This is a genomic window from Endozoicomonas sp. ONNA1 (assembly GCF_024606325.1).
Lineage (GTDB): Bacteria > Pseudomonadota > Gammaproteobacteria > Pseudomonadales > Endozoicomonadaceae > Endozoicomonas_A.
On record NZ_JAHHPN010000934.1, the window covers coordinates 1 to 12,765 of the forward strand.

Below are 12,765 nucleotides of genomic sequence, written 5' to 3' on the forward strand. Positions count from 1 at the left end.
TACAGCATTGCCAGCGCCAACTATGAAGAAGAGATGGAGTTTTTCTCCATCAAGGTACAGGATGGCCCCCTCACCCAACACCTGCAGAAGCTGGAAGTGGGAGATGACATTCTGGTGGGCACCAAGCCTGTGGGTACTCTGGTAGCTGACCATCTACTGCCTGGAAAGAATCTCTATCTGCTCAGCACCGGTACCGGTTTGGCTCCTTTCATGAGCATTATCAAGGATTTTGAAATCTACGAGCAGTTCGACAATGTGATTCTGACCCATGGCGTTCGCTATGTTTCTGAGCTGGCTTATCAGGATCGGATTCAGAATGAACTGCCAGAAAATGAATACTTTGGTGAAATGGTTAAAAAACAGTTGAAATATTACCCAACGGTTACCCGTGAACCGTTCCGTAACCAGGGTCGTCTGACGGATTTGATTGCAAGTGGCAAGTTGTTTGCGGACCTCGATCTGCCAGAGCCCAATCTGGAAAATGATCGCTTCATGCTCTGTGGCAGCCCTGCCATGTTGAAGGATCTATGCCGTATTCTGGATCAGCGTGGCTTTAAGGAAGCCCGTGGTGGAAATCCGGGGCACTATGTTATCGAAAGAGCTTTTGTGGAGAAGTAATCCTTTCCAGAACAGGCTGTCGTAAACCAGCCAATATGTGTGCCCGGATGGTCTCTCATTATTTGGGATACGATCTGAATGGTCAGGTAGTTGCCTTTGGTCAGATGAGCGCCTACTTTGATCTGTCATGTCTGCGTTTTATTGAAAAGTTTCTGGTCAAGCGGCTGGGCTTTTTCCAGAAGTGCTTCGGCTTCCGGCTGAATCCGGTGGTCGAGGCCATTCCGCTGAAGTCTTTTGCCAATGCGCTCAAATAGCTGAACATTGAATTTTTGTTCAAACTTTTTCGTTGTGCGGTTGGCTATCCTACCCCTGACTCTATGTTCCAGAAGATAAAATTGCATGAATAAATGAACATTCGGCTAATTATTGTGTCTTACGTTCTGTTGGGATGAATTTATTAATGCACTGTGTAAGAAATAATCATCCTGATGGCACAGGCTCTAACAGCTGCAGCAATGAGTTCCCGAACAAAGCATGTCTGCTATTAACTGGCATTATTATTTGGCGTTGATCTAAAACACAATAAGGATTTGATAATGGATATAAATTCTCACACCTTCAATCTGGCAAATTTGAAACAATTGATACTGGAATCGAATCGTTTCTTTGAAGACGATACAAGAAAAATCAACAATTTGACTGAAGATGATGTTTCTAAAGAGTGTGGCTTTTGCTCTAAGGGGGTGTTTGGCTCTCACAACGTCGTTGTTGCACACGCTCCATCGGGTTTTTTTGTAAAGTCAATCAACCTCCATCTTTTTCATGGTTCCTGCCGCAGGGAACTTGCAGCCATCCAGCAGAATCTTCATTCCCGGAAAATATGCCCCAGCTGTCAGGAAGACTTTGGCCGGGCATTAGAATTTTCATCGGTGGCTCATGCGGTAATATCTGGCCAGATAGATCACGCCCTGCAACTGATGGAGCATGAAGAGCCGGGCTCGAAACACTCATGGCAGGAAGCGAAGATGTCAGCCCTCCACATTGCAGCGATAAAGGGCGACCAAAATATAGCCAGACTACTGGCCGGGGATCCTGACATCAATGAAGATATTGAAGCGGATGAAGGTATTGGTGTCGACGAAGTACCTGACATTGATGTAGATATTGACGTTCAAGACACAAAGGGCAACGCAGCACTGCACTACGCAGTCAGCAATCATAACCTGGAGACGGTGAGAACATTACTTGACTTCAATGCTGGTTTGAACATCCGCAACGAGTGTGGCTATACACCTCTGCATCTGGCTGCCCAAAAGCCTGAATGTCCTGATTTGTTTACCCTTTTGATGGAGCATGGAGCCCGTTTCGATATTCCAGATAAAAACGGTCACAGGGCAATCCATATAGCTGTTGATGCTGGCCATGAGTTGGCACTTGAAACTCTGATTAAAAACGGAGCCGATGTGAATGCAACTGCTCGCGATGGACGTACCGCCCTTCACTACGCAATGGTATTTGGTTTACATCAAAGTTACCCAAAAAAGAAAAACCATTTAGGCCTGGTCAGGATGCTGATCAATGCGGGGGCAAAAGTTGAGCTTCGCACCGGACGCGGTTACACAGCTTTTGACGGAGTCGATTATGAAAGAAATCCATCCGTCAGGGCGGAAATTATTAAATTGTTACTCTCGTCTGCTATTAATGGCTTTGCTGATATTAATGCACCGGCAGGTCATTCAGGTCGCGACCCAGGTCCCAGCCTTCTTGAATATGCTCTCAGAGCTAAGGACAAGGAAGCATTGCAACAGCTCATTGACAGAGGCGCTCAAGTCACAGACAGCAACCGAGACAGAGTTGACTCGATTTTGAATGATTCTAAGGATAATTTCCGATAAATGCCCACTACCCGTTAGAGGCACTTATTTAAAGGCTTGTTATTGGCTGTTTGAGAAAAAAAGATGTTGATTCAGAATACTAATAACATGAATCTGATTATCTGAATTATCGGTGTCATTTTCCCTTGGAGCAGCACAATTACATGCGCCGTTACAATGACAGGATTCTGTTAATTCTGAATATTGTGGAGGGGGTTGGTTAGCTATGATATCTAATTCTGCATAATGTGGAGGGGGTTGGTTAGCCATAACATCGTAATTATCAACCGCGAGAGTCAGCGTATAACCATGAGCGCTAGCCACAATCGCCAACACTGGAACACCATCGTCGGATACTCGATTAAAGTGGTATTCTACCTTAATTCCGTTCGTTAAATTTACTGTTATAAAATGTGATGGTTTCCGGCTTCCACTGTTACTTACGTCGTTTTGCTCTCGCACAAGAATTACAGCTGGCACAGCTGTATGGGATAACTGAGGTATTATCAAATCTAACCTCTGGTTGGTCGATGGGTTTAGATGCTCTATTATCCATTTTTGTGTTTCCGGAGTATTCAGGAAAAGGTCAAATATTTTAGTCTTGCTGTCTGTAACCAGTGTGCCTGGCGATGAAAATATTTGGCTATCACTGCTAGCCCTATGAAATAAAGAGCATTTTTGAACAATGACAACTTCTGGTAAATCCTTGGGTATTACTGCTCTCAATACTCTGATTCTGTCCAACTCATCGTATGGTCTATGGGGCACTTTTTTTGCCCAGAACTTCAAATATATAGGGAAACAGAACACGCAACAGAACACTTTAGCAGCTTCATATGCTGCTGTTGTCGTTTGACCTCTCAGTATGTATTGAGTACGAAAGCTATGTTGAATAGAACAACTGCCAGTTTGCAAATTCCCCAATAAAGTATCAAAAGGTGACGGCATAATATAACCAGGGTTGTTCTGATCAAAAACCATCAGAGTGGAAGAGATGATGTCATAAATGACATAATCATCCACTGTACAAACATTACAGGATTGGGTGCAGTCATCTAACACTGATGAATGATCGCCTGCTGTGTCCGCATCGCTATGACTGGTCATGGTGGATGTTACAGTTGTTCCACTTAGTAGTGAATTCCCGTTCTGTTCCAGCTTCCAATTAAAGCGTAACTCTTTTGAATTTGAATAAGATGATAGCAAGCAGAGAAAGAATAAAATAATCAAACTGACGTTTGTTTTCATTGTTAACTCTCTATTTAATATTCATCAAATATTAGAGAATGGCAGTTAAGAATAGCTCAATTAGTTTAAATGACAATTTTTGGAGTTTTAACAGTTGGTAAACGTACCTGCACGTTTAAAAAATTTTATCCCGGATTATTCTGATAGAGCGAGGTACATTTGATACAGGGAGAAATAGAAACTGAGTGGTCGGCTTAAGTAATATTTGATATAAATCTGAGAGAATATTCATAGATATGGCGTAACTTGAAAAAATGCCACAGTCGCGTCAACGATGTCACTTCGTTTGAGTTAATTCGGTAAAGTCTGGTCAGAGTATTTTTACAGTACGTATGACTCGAAGATCCCTGGAGAGCTGCGAACTGGAATTCTGGTTTTCAATAAACCCCCACTACCCAACAGAGACATGCATCTTCAAGCTGCCTGATACGAATTTGGCTTGAAATCATCAAGCTTGCCGGGACGAATCCCCGGCCAGCACCTTGATGGTGGCACCTGACGCTGTTGCGAAAACCGCCAGCACGAAAGAGACTCTGCTTGCAGGTAAAGTCGATCTGATTTGCAAGCAGTTACACACTGATGTTCAGACAACCGCAACCAAAGTAGGTAGTCTGGATGTAAGACAGAGTGAGCGTGATACCGGCTACTGCGGGTAGACTTGCTATCCAATGGAAGGCGTGCGGTCCGAAAGCGCAGTAACGACGATCAGCGTAGACGAATAAAGTATGATTACTGCTTTATTTTTTCTTTAACGTTATCGTATACGCCTTCGAGTCCACCTCTTTTTCCCACCTCAAAGTCAAACCAGGCTTTGTCGGCAAAGCGGGGATAGTCCGCTTTCACATAGGCATAATCCTGTCCAATGGACATTTCAAAATGCCGGGACAGGCCGACGATCGCAACCAGAGCCACTAGAATAATTGCCATCAGTTTGTACATGCTTCATACCCTAATGAATTCGTTTCTTCGATATTAGCAGAATGATTTTTTTAGGCTCGATGTACTGTTGAGAATTTTCTTATTAAAAATTCAGGTCTCCCTCACCGGATGAAGGAGACCCGTGCCATCAGTTCTGTGAGCGATAAAACGCGAGAGCGGCGGCCGCCCCGTTTTTATCAGAACCCAGTACTGCCTGCAGGGCACCCAGGCAGCTCAGAACATGGGTCTGGTCGGCGCTGCAGCCCATCAGGCCAATCCGCCAGACCTTTCCAGTCAGATCGCCGAGGCCTGCACCGATCTCCAGGTTGTACTTTGACAGCAAGTCACTTCTCACTTGTGCGTCGTCGATACCATCAGGAATCCTAACCGCATTAAGCTGGCTCAGACGTTCATTTTCAGGAACAACCAGTTCCAGCCCCATAGCTTCCAGACCGGCGGCCAGAGCTTGATGGTGAAGCTTATGGCGGCCCCAGGCGTTTTCGATACCTTCTTCCTGCAGAATAACCAGTGCCTCGTGAAGGGCATACATCGCGTTCACAGGTGCGGTATGGTGATAAGCCCGCTTGGCTCCTTTGCCCCAGTAACCCATAATCAGGTTCATATCCAGGAACCAGCTCTGGACCTTGTGTTTGCGGCTGGCAATTTTCTCTACGGCTTTTTCACTGAAGCTTACCGGAGAAATACCCGGCACACAGGAAAGACATTTCTGGGTGCCTGAGTAGATAGCATCGATCCCCCAGGCATCCACTTCCAGTTCAGATCCACCCAGTGACGTGACGGCATCAACGATGGTCAGGCAGTTATGCTCTTTGGCCAGACGACAGAGTGCTTCTGCATCAGAGCGGGCACCGGTAGAGGTTTCTGCATGAACGAAGGCCAGAATTTTGCTGTCCGGATGAGCCAGCAGAGTTTTTTCAACTTTAGCCACATCAACAGCACGACCCCATTCACCCTGAACAATTACGGGTTCGCCGCCAGCCCGCTCAACGTTCTCTTTCATACGGCCACCAAAGACACCGTTGATGCATACCACTACCTTGTCACCTGGCTCGATCAGGTTGACAAAGCAGGCCTCCATACCAGCGGAACCGGGTGCCGAGATAGGCAGTGTCAGGGCATTGCGGGTTCTGAAGGCATACTGAAGCAGTTCCTTGACCTCATCCATCATGCGAACAAATTCAGGGTCAAGATGACCGATGGTGGGGCGGGACAGGGCTTCTGTAATTCGAGGGTACACGTCTGAGGGACCGGGGCCCATCAGGGTTCGTTTGGGTGGGTGAAATGATTGAATGGTCATGTCTTGTTCTACTGTTATTGACCTTTTGGTCAGGTTTATGACAAGGGAGCCTGTATGTAATACACATTTTATCACTAAGTATCAATGTTCAATTTTTTTTGAGCACTGTATACACTTTCCGGCAAATCGCTGTTGGAGGTATCGAGTGGTCATGAAGCCAGAACGCTATGACATCATTTTTGAACGTGCCTGTGAACGCAAAGGAGGAGAAGCAGCTGTTGAATCTTTGCTGGTAAAACCTCTCTCCAGTGACCAATTACAAAGCATTCCGGACGATCGCTTCCTTGCAGAACTTACCCGCAAGGTTTTTCAGAGTGGCTTTGTCTGGAAAGTGGTGGAACAGAAATGGCCTGACTTCGAGGAGGTTTTCTGGAGTTTTGATATTGAAAAGCTGCTGATGATGCCTGACGACATGCTGGAGCGAAAAGCGACTGATCCCAAAATTATTCGTCATCTCAAGAAGGTCTGGAGCATTCGGGAAAACGCCCTGATGATCCATGATGTACGACAGAGAGAAGGCAGCTTTGCAGAGTTTGTCGCAGTCTGGCCTGAAGATAATATCATTGGTCTCTGGGCCTACCTGAAAAAGCATGGCAGTCGTCTGGGCGGGAATACTGGTCCCTATGCGCTGAGGGCATTGGGCAAAGATACCTTCTTGATGACAAGGGATGTTGAAGGTTATTTCAGAGCCATGAAGATCATTGAAGGCAGTGCTGGCAGTCAGAAAAGTCAGAAAGCTATTCAATTATTTTTCAATCGGCTCAGAGAGAGCAGTGGTCGATCTCTCACCGAACTTAGCAGAATATTGGCTTTTGGTGTCGGCGATAACCGTGTTCAGGCGTTGATGGATACGGCTCACTGAATAGAATTTAAGCACAGGCAGACAATACCACTGCATTCATGGATCAACAGGGCCATCTGTTTTACTGTGAGGGGCTTTTGCTGCAAAAATCAGGTCCCCTTCATTTTCCCGGTTTTCGTCATCCACCAGAATGACGTTTTTGCCGCTGCGAAGTGCATCAATCGCTCTATCTAAACGCTGGAATGGGTTACCAAATGATTCTGATAATACTTCAGAGCCTGGTGGACTTCTAAAGTCAGAGCGTTAAATCTCACCCATCATATTCTTGAGATGAAAGCGCCCGATGTCCAGCTCGGGTGTCCAGAAATCGACATCATGCAGGTATTCCATCTTGGCGCTGAGCTTTTCAAGATCGGCAATGATGGCTCTTGAACGAAACAAAGGATCATTCACTTGTCGGACAATACAATCCGCATAGGCCTGGTAGGTCGCTGACTTGTCACTTTCAGGTAGTCTCAGGGCTTGCTCCAGATCGCGATACGTTCCGGTAAAATCACCATCAAGTAGCTTTTCATTAGCCTGCTCACGGAAAAAAGCCGTGGTTACAGGAATGGCAAAAACTGCCAGATCTTTTGACCAGATGTGCTTCAGCCTCAGGGCTTCAAGTTGACGCATGATGTTTTTAAGCGGGACCTGATTTTCAAGTTCATGGTTCAGTAGGCCCAGCCAGGAGCGTATTTCAAGCTCATCAATGGCCTCGGCAAATTCATGGGGGGCATCCCCGAAGGCGTTGAATTGCTCTATGGCTTTAATGGCAGGAACAAAACTTTTGTTACTGTAATGAATTACGACCCCAATAAAAGCAGCCTTGCCGGCAATCCTTAGCTTCTTTTTCCCTTTTGGCTCTTCACTCCAGCGAATGAGTGAGTCCTGGATGGCCGGATTATTAGCGCGAATATAATCCAGCTCCTGATTTATTTGTTCGGGTGTGTATTCATTGACCAGCATGAAGCAGAAAAGGGATTCCAGCAGCTCAGTTTGATCCTTAGCTACGGCATCCTTGAGTCTCTGACTAAGCTCAGCACGGGTCATTTTATCTGATAAACCCGGGTAAGGGCTATTACTCTCTTCTGGGATAACGTTATCAATCGGTTCAGCTGCTTTATTCATAGTCTCTTCCGGTCTGTTACACCTTAAAAACACTCTGTTTTGCAGGGGATGTGGCTTATATCGGCCATATTTCCGGTATCTGAGAGCAGCTTGTCAGTTTATGCCTGTTGATTCAGTGATTTATATTAATCGTGCTTTCCAACTCCTATGTAATGCATATACATTGCCGTATACCCGTAAACCCGGAAAAATCAACTGATGAATGGTTAAAACACTATCGCCCGAATAGGGTCTGGTGGAAATGAGCCTTGGCCTGTGGCTGGTGGTTCAGCTTTGCCCTGAAAATTCCAGCGTTTCACTCTTCAGGAAGAAACGGTGCGGACCCGTTTTCATTAGCCCGGTTATCATCAGTCTCTTCGTCGGTCATGTAGTCCAGCTCCTGTCGGTTAATTTTTCATCCGTTGATTTACTTCGCCCAGAGCCGATAAATCGGTCATTACTGTGACTCAGGGATAGCTATGAAAACGGGACCGCGCCTGCCGACTGATCAGGTTCAATCTGATCAAATGCCCCGGCAGCAGGACTTGGATTCAGGGCGTTTTAAGCACCGGGCAGTCCAAAGTACCGACGGCCAAACTTTTCTGCACATGCTGTTTGCAGCATTCACTCAATCCACATCTTTGCTCAGTCGGGTAACGCAAACTATATTACGGCCTTTGCTCCACCTGATTGGTCATGGAGAGCTTCTGTTAACCAGAGCGCAGAAAATTGAGCAATCGAAATCAGAGCCGCAGAAAAGATTACCGTTTTTGGTCATGAATCTGATGTCACTGTCGACCCGGTTTGATGGTGAAGATAAGGCAAGACTTTATGATTTTAGTGACGGTTGTTGCTATGGTCTTGCCTCAAGCTACGTACTGTACGAGCAGTTGGGGTGTACAGAGGAATATGATGAACTTTTGAGCACTGTAAGTCAGGATCCGGCACTGGGCTGGGTATTTTGGGATAAGCACTATGATCATCTGGCGGATGCTATTCTGGACGCCCAGCAGATGTTTAAAGCCGATCCTGCCACACAGGATCATCAAACGCTCTTTTTATTAAAACTGCGGCCTTTTTGTGAATCGTTACTGGCTTTTCAGGCACCGGGTAGAACAACGTTGCAGGAAGAAGTGCCTGAGCAAAATACAGAGAAGACTGCACAATGGATTGTCTCGGCGGCTGATGGCAATACCCCGGTCTTACATTCAACTCCCTCGTACCCAATTGGGCTTACCGAATCCGGGTTGTGCTTATTATTAAACAAGATCGCAGAAACGACTCGGGAAGGCGGGGGCAGCCGTCTTTTTCATCTCCGGACCGGCATGCATATCCTATCTCTGCAAGTGACTTCCGAAGGATTTGAAATCAGGGATCAAAATATTCGTAACTATAAGCAGTTATTTAAAAAGGAACGGGACTTCTTCGCTGCTAAATGCATAGCCGAATCTTTAAACACCAGTCAAATCTTGTCATCCGGCATGGCCATTCCAAACGAGTCAACGGATACCGTATTTTCCATCAAGGAATTCACAAACGTTTCATCAGCCAGCAACAACTCAGGACACAGGCGTCTTGAAACCCTGTTAGCGGAAATTCCGGAAGCCAGGCTTTTACCCATAAATCATCGTAACCCTCATAAGTTCAATCAGTTGCTACTGGCTGTTGCATTTGGACCCAGTGAAGTGGCTGAAAAAGTGATGGTTAAAGCCACAGAGGTCGCAGACATAGAACCAGGCTTTTTCAATCAGCAAGATCATTTTGGCCAGGTTGCCCTGACTTTGGCTATAGCCATGAATCATACAAATGTCGTGCATAAGTTGTTAGATCAACCGGGCATCCGTACCAATCTACCCAGACAAGATGGTGCAATACCATTACACAGTGCCTGTCATTATGGTCACGCTGAAATAGTGGAAAAGTTACTCGTCAGACCTGATGTCCAAATAAATCACAAAACGAATGAGGGCGAAACCCCGATACTGATGGCGATTAAAGCCGGGCATATTGAAATCGTTAAACGTCTTCTTGAACAGGGTGCTGATATTGAAGCATCTTCAGTAGCGTTAGCTCCTGAGGCATGTCATGGTGAAATCAGGAAGCTGATAGAGACAGAGTTGAAGAAGCGTGGGTTATAGCCTGCAGAGGAAACACAAAAAAGCGCTTTTTACTGAAATTTTTTGAATATTATCGAATGAGCGTAAAACCTCGTGCTTTGCGACACCCTCTTGAGGACGGGGATGTAAGCTCGGCTTGCAAAGCAAACCCCTTGTGCTATTTTGCAGTCTGTCAGGCGTTTTTAGCGATTACGCTACCTGACATGAAAGGTAAAATACTTTCCGCTCTCTGCTTGTGTTTCTTAACGGGGTCGCCCGGACAATCCGAAAGGTAGAGCAGACTGTCGAATAAGGTGTGTCCCGGTATTGGGTTAAGGATACACTGCGGTCGGGCATGACCCTCTGGCTGTAGGAATCCCCGTCGTTCACGGCGGGTAGGATGTCGAGTTTGGTCAGCATCGAAATATCAATGCACAGATCTGCATCCAAAGAAATGAAAAAAGTAAATTATGTTATTAAAATATTGTCTCTTATAGTATTGCTTTCATTATGTACTTTCTCTAAATCTGACGAATCTAATTTTAATTTTGTTAGCGAAGGCTATCACTATGAATGTCGTTTCTATGACTGCCCGATTATATCGACTGCCATGCTAGCTTTCTCTTCTGTTGTTGCTGTAATTGGCTTTTCTATTGCCGGAATAGCAATTGTCGGGTCGTCGCTGGTAACTATTCCAGCCGTTGCAATGGGTGCTTTGATTTCAATAGGCGCAGTTGGATTGGCGTTGGCAATTCCTGTTCTCATTATTGTAGTGCCAGTAGGATTTGTTTTGTATGTTTGTTTCTGAAAAATCGCGCATGCCAAATGGTACCAAAGGACGCCGCCTTCGACGCGCGCTGGATTCAGGGATGTAAGTGACCAGACTAAGCCACTTCCAGTGGCTACGTTAGAGGCAAATGCATAGTTACCTTGGGATGCTTGACCAGTCCCAAGCGCTATGGATAGTGGGTAAACAGTGTATTGAGGGTTAATCACATTGCTGCTATCAAGAAACCGCCTGCTTAATATTGTCTACGCGACCCCGTCGAGGTGAACTTTACTGGTGAAAGCCTGGTTCGGTGCGTAAGCGCCAAAAAAACAGTGTTGGTTTGCCCTGGCAGGCAAGTCAACATTCCTCCCCTACTAAAAGCATGGGGTATCCAGTTGAGATAAAACGATGAACTTTTTCTTTGGAAATCTGTCAAAGCTACTGTCCACAACGCAGTCGCGACGGTTTAACAATCGACATCAGATAAATAACCAGCTCAAAGGAAGAAGAGTATGCAGAGCCATCCCATCATATCGGAGCAAACTGTCGGCGCAGCTTTTGAATTGAGGCTTTACGGCAGCAGATTCAGCAAGCCTGCTATTTTGTTACAAGCCCGTAGAAATGGCTCTTATCACTGTTTTGCCGGTAGGTCAGTCAAGGATCTCAAAGAGGTTTCTGTATTCTTTTCCGATGCGAACACCTGTCACATTCGTATGCTGGACGGCATCTTTCAGTTCCATGTACGTCCTATCCCCATTAAGTCTCTGTTCTCCCCGAAGCCGGATGCTCAGATTAAAACGACAAGCACTGACAATCCTGAAATAACTGCCTCCACCGTCGATGATGTTGTTGATAATAAACCACTACTGCCAGAGGTTGCTGCCCATTCCGGCAAGCCCCAGCCGTTAGCTTCGGAAGATTCCTTCAGCTGTGCGCACAGTATGGCCCCATACGCCATGCCAGGGAGGTGGCAGCCAAGCGACGATACTGAGTCAGAAAGCGGGGTCTATCCTACTCAGGCCGATTCAATCACGATGGCTCCCATCTTGTCACTAATGACTGTGAAGACAGAGCCCTGATTCCTGGCTGCCAGGCAGATGGCAAATGGTTCCGTAAAGAGTACTTGGCTATCCGGGTATGTAAGGTGCTAATATTAATTTCCAGGCTCTGTGGCGGTTTCTGTCACCGGTTTGCCTAACTCAACGACCAACTTTAATGCGGATACTTTGAGCTCAGCAATGTACGGTTTCGTTTTCTTTTCAGGCATTTGGACACCTTGATGGGCTCTTAAATTAGCCGTGCTCATGAGTGTCCTGAGAACTGTAAACACTCCATTCAGGGACGAGTAGTTCACCGCATCATTCGTGGAAGTTAATCTGACCTGGCCCGGAGACAACATAGTGACAGCTGAGTTTGAGTTGGCTTATCGCGTGATTTTAAGGGAAAAAAGATGAAGAAATTTCTTATATTCCTACTACTGTTCACTGCTTGTGGACTGAGTAAAGCGGCGCAATTTGAACTAAACCGAGACATATCAAGAGTCTCATTCGCTACGGTGAAGTTACAGTATGTTATTGAGCCAGCGACAATATCCTCTCTGACTGGCAGCATTAGTGAAGCCGGTCAGTTAACTCTGGATATTCCAATCTCTGGCATTGACACTGGAATTGGAATAAGAAATGAACGCTTGAATAAGCTATTCTTCCAATCGGATTTATTTCCCAGCGCTAAGGTTTCAGCAGAAATTTCCAACTCATTATTAGCTTCTGACTTAGTGATCCAACAGCTAACTGTTCCGGCTAAAGTAACTCTGTTTGGCCATACACAAGAATTGGAATTTTCAGTCAATGTGGTAAAAAGCGGAAAAGTATTGTCGGTAGCCAGCACTCAGCCTGTTATCATTCGAGCTTCAGAATTTGGTATTCCGGCTAAAAACCTGACAGAGCTGGCAAAAACCGTGGGTCAGATTCCGATTTCTGATACTGTTCCTGTCAATTTCTCATTAATATTCACCCAATAAATATTGGTACTTT

14 protein-coding genes are annotated in these 12,765 nt (G+C 45.7%); 9 read left to right on the forward strand and 5 right to left on the reverse strand.

The genetic code is table 11. From position 1 onward, the window contains the following. The 3 genes from KDK19_RS22315 to KDK19_RS22325 all read left to right on the forward strand — a co-directional run. The coding region (locus tag KDK19_RS22315) for a ferredoxin--NADP reductase (RefSeq protein WP_257292984.1) at positions 1–618 on the forward strand (618 nt) is incomplete at its 5' end. Between the two features lie 47 nt (positions 619–665). Next, positions 666–872, forward strand: a complete 207-nt coding sequence (locus tag KDK19_RS22320) for a hypothetical protein (protein ID WP_257288485.1) — start codon at positions 666–668, stop codon at positions 870–872. 282 nt (positions 873–1,154) lie between these two features. Continuing rightward, positions 1,155–2,453, forward strand: a complete 1,299-nt coding sequence (locus tag KDK19_RS22325; protein WP_257280058.1) for an ankyrin repeat domain-containing protein — start codon at positions 1,155–1,157, stop codon at positions 2,451–2,453. A gap of 39 nt (positions 2,454–2,492) precedes the next feature. Here the strand turns inward: KDK19_RS22325 and KDK19_RS22330 are convergent, their stop codons facing one another. Beyond that, the gene (locus KDK19_RS22330) at positions 2,493–3,680 is read right to left on the reverse strand and encodes a hypothetical protein (protein ID WP_257280059.1); all 1,188 of its coding nucleotides are present in this window, start codon (positions 3,678–3,680) and stop codon (positions 2,493–2,495) included. A 485-nt stretch (positions 3,681–4,165) separates the two neighbouring features. On the opposite strand from KDK19_RS22330, the gene KDK19_RS22335 reads away from it, so the two are divergent. Beyond that, entirely contained in the window at positions 4,166–4,336 is a 171-nt protein-coding gene (locus KDK19_RS22335; protein ID WP_257280060.1) for a hypothetical protein, read from the forward strand. A gap of 73 nt (positions 4,337–4,409) precedes the next feature. Here KDK19_RS22335 and KDK19_RS22340 read toward each other — a convergent pair whose 3' ends face one another. Continuing rightward, positions 4,410–4,619: a hypothetical protein gene (locus KDK19_RS22340; RefSeq protein ID WP_257280061.1), complete on the reverse strand. Its 210-nt coding sequence runs from the start codon at positions 4,617–4,619 to the stop codon at positions 4,410–4,412. A 127-nt stretch (positions 4,620–4,746) separates the two neighbouring features. Then, on the reverse strand, positions 4,747–5,916 hold the full coding sequence (locus KDK19_RS22345; RefSeq protein WP_257292985.1) for an alanine--glyoxylate aminotransferase family protein: 1,170 nt from the start codon (positions 5,914–5,916) through the stop codon (positions 4,747–4,749). A 151-nt stretch (positions 5,917–6,067) separates the two neighbouring features. Between KDK19_RS22345 and KDK19_RS22350 the strand changes: the two genes are divergently transcribed. Then, complete coding sequence (locus tag KDK19_RS22350; protein WP_257280063.1) at positions 6,068–6,778, forward strand: DNA-3-methyladenine glycosylase I; 711 nt, start codon at positions 6,068–6,070, stop codon at positions 6,776–6,778. 36 nt (positions 6,779–6,814) lie between these two features. On the opposite strand, the gene KDK19_RS22355 is transcribed toward KDK19_RS22350, so the two are convergent. Together KDK19_RS22355 and KDK19_RS22360 are read right to left on the reverse strand one after the other, a co-directional pair. Continuing rightward, positions 6,815–6,904, reverse strand: a complete 90-nt coding sequence (locus KDK19_RS22355) for a 3,4-dihydroxy-2-butanone-4-phosphate synthase (RefSeq protein ID WP_257292986.1) — start codon at positions 6,902–6,904, stop codon at positions 6,815–6,817. Positions 6,905–7,021: 117 nt separating this feature from the next. Continuing rightward, entirely contained in the window at positions 7,022–7,888 is an 867-nt protein-coding gene (locus KDK19_RS22360; protein ID WP_257292987.1) for a hypothetical protein, read from the reverse strand. 458 nt (positions 7,889–8,346) lie between these two features. Here KDK19_RS22360 and KDK19_RS22365 point away from each other — a divergent pair, with 458 nt between their 5' ends. The 4 genes from KDK19_RS22365 (at position 8,347) to KDK19_RS22380 (ending at position 12,752) form a co-directional block, all read left to right on the forward strand. Then, positions 8,347–10,005 (forward strand): ankyrin repeat domain-containing protein, encoded by a 1,659-nt coding sequence (locus KDK19_RS22365; protein ID WP_257280066.1) that lies wholly within the window; start codon positions 8,347–8,349, stop codon positions 10,003–10,005. Between the two features lie 358 nt (positions 10,006–10,363). Further along, complete coding sequence (locus tag KDK19_RS22370; RefSeq protein ID WP_257288493.1) at positions 10,364–10,771, forward strand: hypothetical protein; 408 nt, start codon at positions 10,364–10,366, stop codon at positions 10,769–10,771. Positions 10,772–11,244: 473 nt separating this feature from the next. Then, the gene (locus KDK19_RS22375) at positions 11,245–11,811 is read left to right on the forward strand and encodes a hypothetical protein (RefSeq protein WP_257288494.1); all 567 of its coding nucleotides are present in this window, start codon (positions 11,245–11,247) and stop codon (positions 11,809–11,811) included. A gap of 371 nt (positions 11,812–12,182) precedes the next feature. Next, positions 12,183–12,752, forward strand: coding sequence for a YceI family protein (locus tag KDK19_RS22380; protein WP_257280071.1), 570 nt, complete (start codon positions 12,183–12,185; stop codon positions 12,750–12,752). Positions 12,753–12,765 lie beyond the last annotated feature (13 nt).

Coding starts and splice junctions, on each gene's coding strand:
- KDK19_RS22380 (WP_257280071.1), top strand. CDS start 12,183: ATGAAGAAATTTCTTATATTCCTACTACTGTTCACTGCTTGTGGACTG.
- KDK19_RS22350 (WP_257280063.1), top strand. CDS start 6,068: ATGAAGCCAGAACGCTATGACATCATTTTTGAACGTGCCTGTGAACGC.
- KDK19_RS22375 (WP_257288494.1), top strand. CDS start 11,245: ATGCAGAGCCATCCCATCATATCGGAGCAAACTGTCGGCGCAGCTTTT.
- KDK19_RS22340 (WP_257280061.1), bottom strand. CDS start 4,619: ATGTACAAACTGATGGCAATTATTCTAGTGGCTCTGGTTGCGATCGTC.
- KDK19_RS22345 (WP_257292985.1), bottom strand. CDS start 5,916: ATGACCATTCAATCATTTCACCCACCCAAACGAACCCTGATGGGCCCC.
- KDK19_RS22330 (WP_257280059.1), bottom strand. CDS start 3,680: ATGAAAACAAACGTCAGTTTGATTATTTTATTCTTTCTCTGCTTGCTA.
- KDK19_RS22325 (WP_257280058.1), top strand. CDS start 1,155: ATGGATATAAATTCTCACACCTTCAATCTGGCAAATTTGAAACAATTG.
- KDK19_RS22370 (WP_257288493.1), top strand. CDS start 10,364: ATGTCGAGTTTGGTCAGCATCGAAATATCAATGCACAGATCTGCATCC.
- KDK19_RS22360 (WP_257292987.1), bottom strand. CDS start 7,888: ATGAATAAAGCAGCTGAACCGATTGATAACGTTATCCCAGAAGAGAGT.
- KDK19_RS22320 (WP_257288485.1), top strand. CDS start 666: ATGGTCTCTCATTATTTGGGATACGATCTGAATGGTCAGGTAGTTGCC.
- KDK19_RS22335 (WP_257280060.1), top strand. CDS start 4,166: ATGGTGGCACCTGACGCTGTTGCGAAAACCGCCAGCACGAAAGAGACT.
- KDK19_RS22365 (WP_257280066.1), top strand. CDS start 8,347: ATGAAAACGGGACCGCGCCTGCCGACTGATCAGGTTCAATCTGATCAA.